This window comes from Allofranklinella schreckenbergeri, assembly GCF_003703475.1.
GTDB classification, from domain to species: Bacteria; Pseudomonadota; Gammaproteobacteria; order Burkholderiales; family Burkholderiaceae_C; genus Lampropedia; species Lampropedia schreckenbergeri.
The window spans coordinates 93,235-105,839 of the sequence record NZ_RDQM01000005.1 but is presented as its reverse complement, the minus strand read 5'-3'; the positions used below and the strand labels follow the sequence as shown (position 1 = coordinate 105,839).

7 protein-coding genes are annotated in these 12,605 nt (G+C 66.8%); 1 reads left to right on the top strand and 6 read right to left on the bottom strand.

What is annotated here, in order from left to right; translation table 11 throughout:
- Positions 1-290 precede the first annotated feature (290 nt).
- From EBQ26_RS05190 to gloB, 5 genes are all read right to left on the bottom strand, one after another.
- The gene (locus EBQ26_RS05190; RefSeq protein WP_122237960.1) at positions 291-1,733 is read right to left on the bottom strand and encodes a hypothetical protein; all 1,443 of its coding nucleotides are present in this window, start codon (positions 1,731-1,733) and stop codon (positions 291-293) included.
- A 128-nt stretch (positions 1,734-1,861) separates the two neighbouring features.
- Positions 1,862-5,896: a cobaltochelatase subunit CobN gene (gene cobN / locus EBQ26_RS05185; protein ID WP_122237959.1), complete on the bottom strand. Its 4,035-nt coding sequence runs from the start codon at positions 5,894-5,896 to the stop codon at positions 1,862-1,864.
- A gap of 276 nt (positions 5,897-6,172) precedes the next feature.
- Positions 6,173-7,255 carry a 3-isopropylmalate dehydrogenase gene (leuB, locus tag EBQ26_RS05180; protein ID WP_122237958.1) on the bottom strand — a complete coding sequence of 361 codons (1,083 nt, stop codon included), beginning with the start codon at positions 7,253-7,255 and terminating at the stop codon, positions 6,173-6,175.
- A gap of 200 nt (positions 7,256-7,455) precedes the next feature.
- Positions 7,456-9,174 (bottom strand): transglycosylase SLT domain-containing protein, encoded by a 1,719-nt coding sequence (locus EBQ26_RS05175; protein WP_122237957.1) that lies wholly within the window; start codon positions 9,172-9,174, stop codon positions 7,456-7,458.
- Between the two features lie 4 nt (positions 9,175-9,178).
- Positions 9,179-10,042, bottom strand: coding sequence for a hydroxyacylglutathione hydrolase (gloB, locus tag EBQ26_RS05170; protein WP_122238043.1), 864 nt, complete (start codon positions 10,040-10,042; stop codon positions 9,179-9,181).
- A 99-nt stretch (positions 10,043-10,141) separates the two neighbouring features.
- Here gloB and EBQ26_RS12590 point away from each other — a divergent pair, with 99 nt between their 5' ends.
- Positions 10,142-11,452 carry a hypothetical protein gene (locus EBQ26_RS12590; protein ID WP_147474000.1) on the top strand — a complete coding sequence of 437 codons (1,311 nt, stop codon included), beginning with the start codon at positions 10,142-10,144 and terminating at the stop codon, positions 11,450-11,452.
- A 197-nt stretch (positions 11,453-11,649) separates the two neighbouring features.
- Here the strand turns inward: EBQ26_RS12590 and EBQ26_RS05160 are convergent, their stop codons facing one another.
- Complete coding sequence (locus tag EBQ26_RS05160; RefSeq protein WP_122237955.1) at positions 11,650-12,537, bottom strand: fructose bisphosphate aldolase; 888 nt, start codon at positions 12,535-12,537, stop codon at positions 11,650-11,652.
- Positions 12,538-12,605 lie beyond the last annotated feature (68 nt).

The window sequence follows — 12,605 nt, the reverse complement described above, 5'->3', positions numbered from 1 at the left end:
ATAAACGCGAATGACTTTTATTGTATCTGTGTGTTTCTTCACTCCAAGCCGATTACTGTCCCCTATCTTTTATTTTTTATAAATCAAAAGGAAATAAAAAAAGCTTGTTTAGGCGTGATAGGTGTTGTTTGTAATTTATCTTGATTTGTAAAATTGGGGGGTTGGCTGGAAAGCGCCTGGGGCGGGCTTTTGCATTGTGGGCATGTTGGTTGGCGCTTGGAGTTTGTTCAGGAAACGTTTTTCCCGCCCGCGCTGCACCGGTGCAAGGCCAATGCAGCGCGTGGGGGGATTTAGCCCGCCTCTCCCTGCAAGCGGGTGATGTGCGCTTGCACGCTGCCATCGGCGCCGAGGTGGGTGCGGATGGCCAGCCAGCGCCCGCTGGTTTCTTGCAGCAGGTATCGCGGGGCGAAGCCGGGCGAGGTGTGCATGCCTGCGGGGGCGAAGGTGCCGTCGGGCTGGCCTTCGGGTGTCAGGCGCGCCCAGACGCTGGCGTCAGGCGTGTGGCCTTGCGCCCAGCGCCGGCCTGCCAGGACGGTGTGGCCATCGGCGGTGTGCAGGGTCGCATCCAGCGCGCAGAAGTGGTCTTTGCCCGTGGCTTTGCTCGTCATGGGCAGGCGGGTGGCGCCGCCATCGCCAAAGGATTTGTCCAGTGCGCCGTTGGCCGTTAGGCGGCTGATGCCGAAGGAGCAGGTTTGCGCGCCGTCCAGCAGCCGGGTGGTGAGGGTGATGTGGCCATCGCGGTTGACGTCCAGGGTCTGCAAGTCGGTGTTGGCGCCGGCGTGCAGCCACAGCGGCTGGCCGTTGGCAAAGCTGGGGTCGCGCTGCCCGTCGGGGAGTAGGGCTTCCAGGCAGACGCCAGCGGCGCGGGTGGGGAGGGCAAAGTGGGCTCTGAGGTCGCCGCCCGCGAGGATGCGCCCATCGGGCAGCAGCGCCAGGGCGGCCGCGTTGCTCTCGCATTGGGAGGCTCGGGGCTGGCCTTGGTTGAAACTGGCGTCCACTGCTCCGCTGGGGGTGTAGCGTTGCAGGTTCCAGCGCCAGATGCCGCCGCGCGGGTGGGAGGCGGAGTTCAGCCACAGGATGCGCCCATCGGGCTGCACGGCCAGGGCGCTGGGCCAGCCGTAGGGCACGGAGGCGATGCCTGCGCTGCCAAAGCCGGTATCGAGCGTGCCATCGGCCTTCAAACGCACCAAGGCGGCTTGGGGGTAGGTCGGGGTGCCCGTGGCATCTATGCAAAAGCCCAGGGCGACGGGGGTGCATGGTTCGGCGAGGGTGAGGGCGAGCAGGATGCCGTCGGCCGTCCAGCGCAGGTGCGTCATGGTGGTGTGGCTTCGCAGATGCAGGGCGATGTGGCCGCCGTTGCCAAAGCTGGTGTCGAGCGAGCCATCGGCATGCAGGCGCCAGACGACGGCTTGCATGGGTAGGCGGTTGAATGGGCTGCCTGCGCCCTGATCCATGGGCGGTGGCAGCTCGCGCCAGCCGGCCAGCAGCAGCTTGCCATCGGGTTGCAGTTGGGCGGCGGAAATGCCGGCTTTGGGCTCCCCGGGCGCGCTCAGCAGCAGTGTGACCTGGCCTTGCGTGCCGTAGGTGGTATCGGCGGTGAGGGCCTGGGTGGCATTGGGGGCTGGTTTGCCATCGCCGCCGCCGCAAGCGGTCAGGGCGCAGCACAGTAAAGCGCTGAGGGGCAGCAGACCCAGCGGGTGACGAAGGGATGCAGCGAGAGAGCGAATAGGCATAGGGGCCTCCTGTTAGATGTTGGATGCGGGGGCAGTTTAGAAGCTGTCAAAGTTCGTCTGCAAGCTGGGGATAGCGTGCATAGCGGTTGGGGGCGAGGTTGGCTGATGTCAAGTTTTTGCGCAGGCGCTCAGCGCCCGCCGCCCTCCATGCGCTCGTCATGCGCCAGGGCCAGCGCATGGAGCCGAGCGGCGTAGTCGCCGGGCTGCTGCCACAGGCCGCGGGCGATGGCTTCGCGCAGGCGGGCGAGGATGTCGGCCAGGGCCTGGGGGTTGTGCGCTTGCAGGAAGGCGCGGGTGGCGTCGTTAAAGGCGTAGGCGTCGGCCACCAGGGCGTATTGGTGGTCGCCGACGACGCGGCAGGTGGCGTCGAAGCCGAACAAATAGTCCACGGTGGCGGCCATTTCAAACGCGCCTTTGTAGCCGTGGCGCATGGCGCCTTCGATCCACTTGGGGTTGGTGACGCGGGCGCGCACGATGCGGGCGATTTCCTCGCGCAGCGCGCGCACACGCGGCTGCGCGGGGTTGCCGTGGTCGCCGTGGTAGAGGGCGGGCTGGCGGCCCGAGAGGTGTCGCACGGCAGCGGCCATGCCGCCCTGGAATTGCCAGTAGTCGCCGCTGTCGAGCAGGTCGTGCTCGCGGCTGTCCTGGTTTTGCAGCACCACGTCGAGCTGTGCCAGGCGGCGCGGCAGCATCTGGCTGGCGTCGCTGCCGTGGTCGTGTTGGCCATAGGCGTGCTGGCCGCGGGCCAGCCAGGCGTGGGCCAGGTCGGCATCGCTGTCCCATTGGTTGTGTTGCAGCAGGGTGTCCAGCCCGCTGCCGTAGTGGCCGGGCGCGGCGCCGAAGATGCGCCAGCCGGCTTGCTGGCGCGCTTGCTGTGCGCCCAGGCCGCTGGCTTGCAGGGCGGCGCTGTCTTGCAGGATGCGGGCGCGGATGGGGTTGTCGGCTTCGTCCTCGCCGTCTTGCTCGGCCACGGCTTGCACGGCGGCGTCAAACAGTTGCACGGTGGCGGGAAAGGCGTCGCGGAACAGGCCGGAGATGCGCAGGGTGACGTCCACGCGCGGGCGGTGCAGGCCGACGCGGGGGATGACTTCGAAGTCCACCACGCGCTGGCTGCCGGGCGCCCATTTGGGGCGCACGCCGATCAGGGCCAGGGCCTGGGCGATGTCGTCGCCGCCGGTGCGCATGGTGGCGGTACCCCAGACGCTCAGGCCCACGGCGCGAGGGTAGTCGCCGTGTTCTTGCAGGTGGCGCTCGATCAGGCGCTGTGCGGCTTTTTCGCCCAACGCCCAGGCGGTGCGGGTGGGGATGGCGCGGGTGTCGACGGTGTAGAAGTTGCGCCCCGTGGGCAGCACATCAGGCCGCCCGCGCGAGGGTGAGCCGCTGGGGCCGGGCTGCACGAAGCGCCCTTGCAGCGCGGCGCTGAAGGCCGCCAGCTCCTGCGGGCCGCAGGCGTCCAGCCGGGGGGCGAGCACGCGGGCGATGCGCTCCAGGGCGGCGCGGGTGCGGGGGCCGGGGGGCGGGGTGGTGGCGTCTGGTTGCTCGGCAGGGGGGGAGGGAAGGCGGGCGCTCTCCCCGCCATCCGGCATGACCGCCTCCAGCAGCCCGGCGGCCAGCAGCTCCAGCCGCTCGCGCGTGTGGCCGTGGTGGCGCCAGGCTTCGCTGCTGACGGCTTGCAGCGCGGCGGGGCGCGGGCCGTGCCAGGGCTGGGCAGGGTCGTCGTGGAAGGGGTCGAAGCCCTCGCCCAGCAAATCGGCGGCCAGGGCGGCGAGCAGGCCCTCGGACTGCTGGGCGCTGCCGTGTGCACGCGCGCCGTCAATGTCGCCACCGTCACTATCACCGCTGGCGTAGCGGGCCAGGGCCAGCAGGGTGTCGCGGCGCTGGCGGCCTTGGGGCGATTGGCCGAAGACGTGCAGGCCGTCGCGGATCTGGGTTTCCTTCAGCTCGCACAGGTAGGCGTCGATGCGGGTGAGCAGGGCTTCTTCGGCGGCGCTGGCGTCGGGCGCGTTGGCGGGGCTGGTGGCGGCCGCTTCAGGCAGGCCGAGTTCCTCGGCCAGGCGCTGCTGGCGCGCCAGGGCCAGGATGTGCTGGCGCAGCAAGGCGGCGCGGCGCAGATCGACCAGCAGGGCTTCGTAATACTCGTCCACCAGGCGCTCCAGCTCCTGCATGGGGCCGTGGTTTTCGGCCCGGGTGAGCGGGGGCATGAGGTGGTCGATGATGACGGCCTGCGCGCGCCGCTTGGCCTGCGCGCCTTCGCCGGGGTCGTTGACGATGAAGGGGTACAGGTGCGGCAGCGGGCCCAGGATGGCGTCCGGCCAGCAGGCGGCAGACAGCGCCAGGCTTTTGCCGGGCAGCCATTCCAGGTTGCCGTGCTTGCCCACGTGGGCGATGGCGTCCACGCCAAACACGTCGCGCAGCCAGAAGTAAAAGGCCAGGTAGCTGTGCGGGGGCACGAGGTCGGCGTCGTGGTAGCTGGCGTAGTCGGCCGCGCCGCCCAGGGCCGCGTCCAGCGTGCGCGCGGGCTGGATGCCGATGAACACCTTGCCCAGCCGCAGGCCCGCAATCATGAAGCGGCCCTGGCGCAGCAGCGGGTCGGCCTCGGGCGCGCCCCAGCGGGCGGTGATGGCCTCTAGCATGCCGGGCGGCAATTGGGCCAGGCGGGCGTGGTAATCGGCCAGCGCGTAGCTTTGGAAAGCCGGGCGCAGCGGCCACTGGGCCGGGTCGTTGGCGATGCCTGCGATGAGGGCGCGCATCAGCGCGTCGCCGTCGGCGGGCAGCCGGGCCGCGTCACCCAGGTCATGGCCCTCATCGCGCAGCAGGCGCAGCAGGGCGATGATGGAGGCGGGCGTGTCCAGCCCCACGCCGCTGCCAATGCGCGCTTCGCTGCCGGGGTAGTTGGCCAGCACCAGGGCCAGGCGCTTGGCGGGCGCGGGCAGGCGACGCAGGCGGCACCAGCGCGCGGCCAGCTCGGCCACAAAGGCGATGCGGTCCGGCTCGCTCTGGTAATGCACCAAATCCACCTGCGTGTGCGGGCAGCGCCGCGTGCCGGCCTTGAAGCTGATGGCGCGGGTGATGACGCGCCCGTCCACCTCCGGCAGCACCACCTGCATGGCGATGTCGCGCGGGCGCAGGCCCTGGCTGTCTTGCAGCCAGTCGTCGCGGTTGCCGCCGCTGACGATGACTTGCAGCACCGGCGCATCGCCCGCCAGCGGCTCGAAGGCCGCGCCCGCCTCGCCGTGACCCAGCGCGGCAAACGCCGTGGTGTTGAGCACCAGTTGCACCGCGTGCTCGGCGCACAACTGGCGCAGCGCCGCCAGGCACAGCGAGTCTTTGAGCGAATCCAGCGCCAGCGGCAGCGGGTTCAGCCCCTGCGCGTGCAGCGCCAGCGCCAGATCGTCAAACGCCGCCGTGTTGCCCGCCAGCAGGTGCGAGCGGTAGAACACCAGCGCCACCACCGGCGCGCCCGCGTGCCAGTGCGCTAGCAGCGCGGCGCGATCATCGGGCGCGGTCGTCGCGATAACCGTTGCGGCGGCGGGCGTTGCCGCCCCGTCGGCCTCGGCTACCTCTTGCGCGGCTTGTGCGGCTTGCGCCGCAGCCAGCCATGCAGGCGGCGCATGCAACGCCACCTGCGGCATGGGGCGCGGCGGCGGCGGCTCGCGCCCGTGGCCCAGGCCATGAAAGGCCACGGCCTGCAAGAACGCCCGCGCATTGCCCGCGCCGCCCGCGCGCAGGTACTGCCACAGCCGCCGCGCCGTAGCTACCGGCAGCGTGCCGCGCGCCAGCAGATCGGGGTCTTCCGTCAAATCGCCCGAAAACAGCGCCAGCGCCTGCCCGTGCAGCCGCGCCAGCGCGCCCAATTGCCCAATGCCGTAAGGCCAGGCCGATTCCGAGCCCAGGTGATCGACGATCACCACCCGCGCATGGCGCAGCACCTCATCGGCATAGCGGTCGAACGAGGCGTTTTGCCGCAAATGCAGCACATTGGCCAGGCGCAGCGAGGGAAAGGCCGCATCGGCCTGCAACAGCGCGCCTTGCGCGGCGGCCAGCAGCGCCAGCGTGGTGTCGGCGCTGCTGAGCACCACCACATCGGCAGGGGTTTGATCCAGGCAGGTGACGATGCTGTCGTCTTCCACGAAACCGCCGGGGCGGGTGCTGAGCAGGTGCATGGGGGCGGGCGGTTGGGAGGGAGTGGTTGGGCAGGGCGTTGGCGGCGCTTTGCAGATTCAGTGGCCACCTTGATGCAAGGGCGGCGTATTGAGCGAGTAGAACGCATGCAACTGGGCTGCAAGGAGCAAAACGCGGAAGGGTAAGGCTTTGCAACGCAAGCAGAGTGCCCAAATCCGCGTCATGGCCCGCTGCCTGGCCTTGAGCAGCAGGGGTGCCATAGGCTGTGGCGCGAAAGTCGGCGCCGTAGGTCGCGTTGTGCCGCCACCTGTCCGGGCTTACAGCGCCGCGCGCACGGCGTCGCCCATGGCGGCGGTGCCGACTTTTTGCGTGCCTTCGCTGTAGATGTCGGCGGTGCGCAGGCCCTGGGCGAGGACTTTTTGCACGGCCGCTTCGATGCGCTCGGCCGCTTCGGCCTGGCCCAAGGAGTAGCGCAGCATCATGGCGGCGCTGAGGATGGTGGCCAGCGGGTTGGCGATGCCTTGGCCGGCGATGTCGGGCGCGCTGCCGTGGCTGGGTTCGTACAGGCCTTGTTTTTTCTCGTTCAGGCTGGCGCTGGGCAGCATGCCGATGGAGCCGGTGAGCATGGCGGCTTCGTCGCTGAGGATGTCGCCAAAGAGGTTGCCGGTGACGACGACATCGAGCTTTTTGGGCGCTTTGACCAGTTGCATGGCGGCGTTGTCGATGTACATGTGCTCCAGCGCGATGTCGGGGTATTGCTGGTGGACTTCGATCAGCACGTCCTTCCACAGTTGGGAGGTTTCCAGCACGTTGGCTTTGTCCACGCTGGTGACCAGGCCGGGTTTGCCTGCGGCTTTGCGTTTTTGCGCGGCCTGGAAGGCGACGTGGGCGATGCGCTCGATCTCGGGGCGCGAGTAGCGCATGGTGTCAAAGGCTTCTTCGGCTCCGGGGAAGTGGCCATCGACGGCGGTGCGGCGTCCGCGCGGCTGGCCGAAGTAGATGTCGCCGGTGAGTTCGCGGATGATGAGGATGTCCAGCCCGGCGACCAGCTCGGGCTTGAGGCTGGAGGCGTGGGTGAGCTGCTCGTAGCAGATGGCGGGGCGGAAGTTGGCAAACAGGCCCAGCTCTTTGCGCAGGCCCAGGATGGCTTGCTCGGGGCGCAGGTGGCGTTCGAGTTTGTCGTATTTCCAGTCGCCCACGGCGCCAAAGAGGATGGCGTCGGCTTCTTTGGCGAGCTTGAGTGTGGCTTCGGGCAGGGGATGGCCGCTGGCTTCGTACGCGGCGCCGCCGACGGGGGCGGTTTCCAGTTCGAGCTTCAAGTCCAGGGCCTGGAGCACTTTGACGGCTTCTGCGACGATTTCGGCTCCGATGCCGTCACCGGGAAGGATGGCGATTTTCATGGCTGGGAAGGGCGTAAAGGGGAGAGTGAAAACAACCGCGCCGTGCCTGCAAGGCTTTGGCGTGGGGCGTGGTGGCGAGCGGGCTGGGGTGGCCATCGCCTTATCATTCAAATCAAAGTAAATTCGATTTGATGCTAATCATGCCGAAATGGCATGTTTTATTTGCTTTTTGATGTGTAAAATAAAGGAAATCCAAAAGGCTATTGCTTGGCCGTGCGGCTGTTGGCGGTGGCGACGCGGGTTTTTTGCGACGTGGCGGGCTTGTGGGCTGCGGTGGCTTTGGTTGGGGTTTTTGCTGCGGTCTTGTTTGTGGCTTTGCCGGGGGTTTTGGCTGCCGTTTTGACGGTTTTGCCAGCTTGGGCGGTTCGGGCAGTTTTGCCAGTTTGGGCGCTGGCTTTGGCCTGTTTGGTTGGTTGGCCCTGCTTGGCCTGCTTGGCCGTTGGCGCAGCGGCTTTGGCGGTGCGGGTGGCGGTTTTGCTGGCCTGGGCGGCGGCGGGGGTGGTTTTGGCGCTGCGCGCGCTTTGCAGCACGACGACTTTTTGCCCGGGTTTGAATCGGGCGTTGGGGGCGACTTTGTTCCAGCGCGCCAGGTCGGCTTTGGCGACTTTGTAGCGCGCGGCCAGCGTGGCGACGGTTTCGCCTTTGCGGGCGGCGACGGTGAGGCGGCGGGGGCTGTCGGCGCTGGCGCGGCGCTCGGGCGTGAGTTTGAGGCGGCCGTTGGCGATGGTTTCGGCGGCGGCGTCGGCCAGGGCGGCGGAGGTGCGCGGCACGAGCAGGGCGGAGCCGCCCTCGATCAGCATGTTGCGCGGGATGGCGTTGAGCGTGCGCAGCTCTTGCTCGTCGGCGCCGATGCGCTGGGCCACGTCGGCCAGGGCCATGCGTTGGGGGGCGGTCCACACCGTCCAACTGGCCAGGCGGCCATCGCGGTGGTTGGCGAGGTTGCTGCGAAAGGTTTGGGCGCTCTCCCAGGGCAGCAGGATTTCGGGGGTGACGGCGGCAAAGACGACGGGGCCTTTGTGCGCGGGGTTGAGCAGGCGAAAGTCCGCCTCGCTGATGCCGGCCATTTGCGCGGCGCGGGCGACGTCGATGTCGCGCGCGATGGTGGCGGTGTCGAAGTAAGCGTGGTTGCCGATGTCGGCCAGCTCCACGCCGAAGGCGCGCGGGTTGCTGACGATGTTTTTGATGGCCTGGAGCTTGGGCACGTAGCCGCGTGTTTCGTCGGGCATGCGCAAGTCCAGATAGCCGGTGGGCAGCCCGGCGTTTTGGTTGCGTGCGCGGGCGCGCCCCACGCTGCCTTCGCCCCAGTTGTAGGCGGCCAGGGCCAGGTGCCAGTCGCCAAACATGTTGTGCAGTTTTTGCAGATAGTCCAGCGCAGCGCGGGTCGATTCGAGCACGTCGCGGCGGTCGTCGATGAAGGCGCTTTGCTCCAGCGAGTAGTCGATGCCGGTGGCGGGCATGAATTGCCACATGCCCGCCGCCTTGGCGCTGGAGACGGCGTTGGGGTTGTAGGCGCTTTCCACAAACGGCAGCAGCGCCAGCTCGGTGGGCATGTTGCGGCGCTCGAGCTCCTCAACGATGTGAAACAGGTATTTGCGCGAGCGCTCTGTCATGCGCAGCATCAGATCGGGGCGGCTGGCGTACCAGCGCTCGCGCTCGCCCACCAGCGGGCTGTGCAAATCGGGCATGGCAAAGCCCGAGCGCATGCGCGCCCAGATGTCTTGCGCGGGGGCGGTGGTGCGCACTTCAAGGCTGTAGATGCTGGCTGGCTCAATGGGCGCCAGCGCGCGGCCATCAGGGGCATAGGCGTTGGCGGAAGATTCGGGCGAGGAGGAGGGCAGGGTCGAGCACCCTGCCATCACAGCGCCAATGGCCACGGCCATCAGCCAGCGCAGGGGATCGGTCAAAGTCGTACGGAGCATGGTTTCAGAACTGGTTTTTCCATTCGCGCAAGGCAGCAAACCAGGCCGCATCGTCGGCCAGGGCAGGCTCGGGGGCCTTGTGCGCATGGTGCAAAGCCGCACGCACGGCGGGGGTGCGGCTGCGCAAAAAAGGGTTGATTTGCCGCTCCAGCGCCAGGCGCGAGGGCAAGGTGGGCAGCATGTGCTGGCGCAACCGCTTGGCCTGCTGCCAAGCATGCTGCAACTGCACATTATCGGCCTCAACCGCAGCGGCGAAGGCCATATTGCCCAGCGTGTACTCATGCGCGCAGCACACCAGCGTGGCATCGGGCAAGGCGGCCAGCGCGTCGAGCGAGGCCAGCATTTGCGCGGCCGTGCCTTCGAACAAACGCCCGCAGCCCGCGCAAAACAGCGTGTCGCCGCAAAACAGGATGGGGGAGGGCGAGGATGAGGGCGACGGCAGGGCATCGCCGGGCAGCGGCCAATCTGTTGGATCCGCCAGTCCCCCCGTTGCTGCCAGCGCGGCGGCTTCGGTGAAAAACGCGAGATGCCCCGCCGTATGGCCGGGCACATCCAGCGCCTGCCAATCCAGCCCCAGCGCCTGCACGCGCTGGCCTGCGTGCAGCGGCGCATCCACATGCGCCACCGGCTGGCGCTCATGCGCGGGGCCGATCACGCGCGCGCCGCTGGCCTGCTTGAGCGCGGCCACGCCCCCCGTGTGGTCGCCGTGGTGGTGGGTGATGAAGATGGCGTCAAGCTGCAAGCCCGCCTGTGCCAGCGCCGCCTGCACCGGCGCGGCTTCGCCGGGATCGACCACCAGCGCGCGGCGCCCGTCGTGCAGCAGCCAGATGTAGTTGTCGTTCAGGGCGGGCAGGGCTTGAAGGTGCAAGGGCATGGTGGGGTCAGCGTGTGGTGGTAGAAGCCCCGCCTTGACGGCGCAAGGCGCGGCGGCCGATGATGCAAACCCTTTGATTGTGGAGCAATGCAGATGATGCGAGCCAAACTGATTCCCCTGAGCCTGGCCTTGTTGATTGCTGGATGTGGCGGCGGTGGTGACGATGCGCCTGAGCCTGAGCCGCCGCCAAATCCTCCCATCATTGCGCCTCTTCCCAAGCCTGCCCGGCCGTTGCCCGAGCCGGTCAAGCATGCGCTGACGGTGATGGCCGGGTCGGCTGAATTGACCGGGCAGCCTTGCATTCCAACGGGATGGAAAAATCGCCCTTCACGCCATCAGACGATCGACTGGGATGCTATGCGCTTTCACGCGCTGGAACGTTTTTACACGTTTGGTGGTTCTGTTTACTTTCTGGAGGACCCTGGGGCGGAATATTGTTTTAGGCTTGGGTCTTACGTTACCTGGGGTGTGGACCGAATGGATCGCGTCGGTCTTGTATATCAGTTTATCGAGCGAGGCTTGCAGTTGGTGGATCCGGAGATTCACGCTGCGAAAAGCCGGGGCTCGGGTTTGTTCTGGAGTCCTGCGGGGCTTTATGTCTTGACCGTGATGGATACCAATGCGGATAGGGGTTACAGGTTTGAGCCCGGTTATGCCGCGAGCTACCGCAGGTATTCCTATTACGGCCCCAGTCTTTATTTTTATCCTTGGAGTCGTTCTCCATGGGAGCCCAATCAGTGGTGGGCGGCGCGTTGGAGAAACATGCCTGAAGGCGTCGGGCCGGATCAGCCCATTGTTTTCGATGCGGTGGATGGCCCTATCAGCCAGGCCCGTTTTTATGCGCCGCACAGTGTGGTAACGGGTGGCGATGGCCTGCATTATTTTGTCGACAAGGGGCGGGTGCGCACGATCGATGGTCAATTGGACGTGCGCACCCTGCACGTTGCCAGCATGGCCGCGGGCGATGTGGCGCTGGATCTGGATGTGGACGCCCAAGGGCGTGTGCACCTGGTCACACAAGGCCCGCCGGGCGCTTATGCCTGGCACCAGTTGCACAGCGGGCAACGGCGGGATTTCCGGATCGAGGGTTATGGCAATCCGCACGTGAGCATGGCCGTCAAGGCCGATGGTCAGGATGCGGCGCTGATGCTGGCGGTGCGCGACGATGCGCTGGAGGGCAAATGGTCGTCCGTTTACCGCATTGATGGCGCGGCCAGTTCAGCGGCCAATTCAGTGGCCAGCGCGGTGCGGGTGCTGGGCGGCGAGGCGATCCCCGCCGTGGCCGACGATTATCTGCAAGCGCCCGCGACATACCGCCTGCCCAATGTGCGTGATATCCACTTTGTGGGTGATGCGCTGTGGCTGTCGGTCGGGCAGGCGGCATTGGCGATTGTGTTGGAATAGGTTGAATATTACAAATCAATAGGATAAAAAATCACCCTATTTCGGCATGATGGTGTTGATTTCAGTTTTCCTTTGATTGGATTTTGTAAAAAACGCCCCGCAAGCCTGGCGGCCAGGCTTGCGGGGCGTTGCGTTGTGGGGCCGCGCGCGTTGGCGGGCGGCGTTGAGGCGCTGTCTGGGCGCTGTTGAGGCGCTGTTTAGGCGATAGAGGCGCGGTAGATGGATTCGATGGAGGCATCCAGCGCCTGGTTGAATTGCTCGTCGCTTTGTTGCGCGCTCAGGCCTTCGGTGAGGGCGCGGCTGAAGCTGGCGATCACGCCCTTGTTGTGCGCCAGCTTGGTGTTGGCGTCGGCGCGCGTGTAGCCGCCCGAGAGGGCCACGACTTTGAGCACGCTGGGGTGGGCCACGAGTTCGTCGAAGAAGCCGTCCACCGTCGGCAGGGTGAGCTTGAGCATGACGGGGGTGCTGGCGTCGATGGTGTTCAGGCGCTCGATCAGACCCTTTTTCAGTTCGACTTCAATGGCTTGTTTGTCGGCGGCTTTGATGTCCACTTCCGGCTCGATGATGGGCACCAGACCCGCGGCCAGCACCTGGCGGGCCAGCTCGAATTGCTGATCCAGCACGGCGGCGATGCCAGCGGGGTTGTTGGCTTTGATGACCGAGCGCTCTTTGGTGCCGAACACGCCCTTGGCTTTGGCGCGCGCGAGCAGCTCGTCCAGGCCGGGGATGGGCTTCATCAATTGCACGCCATCGGCTTCGTCTTGCAGGCCCTTGTCGATTTTCAGGAAGGGCACGACGCCCTTGTCTTGCCAGAGGTATTGGGCGGCGTCCTTGCCGTTGAAGGGGCGATCCAGCGTCATCTCGAACAGGATGGCGCCGAGCACGCGCTGGTCGAACGCGGGGCTGCTGACGATGCGCTGGCGCATTTGGTGCACCAGGTCGAACATTTCGGCTTCGCTGGCGTAGGCCGATTCTTCAATGCCGTAGAGCTTGAGCGCCTTGGGCGTGCTGCCGCCGCTTTGATCCAGCGCGGCGATGAAACCCTGGCCGCTGGCAATGCGCGCACGTTGTTCGGTGGTGGACATGTTGGCTCCTTGTGAGGGGGTGAATGTGAAGGGGAGGATGGGAAAGCGGCCGCCTGTGTCGGGGCGGC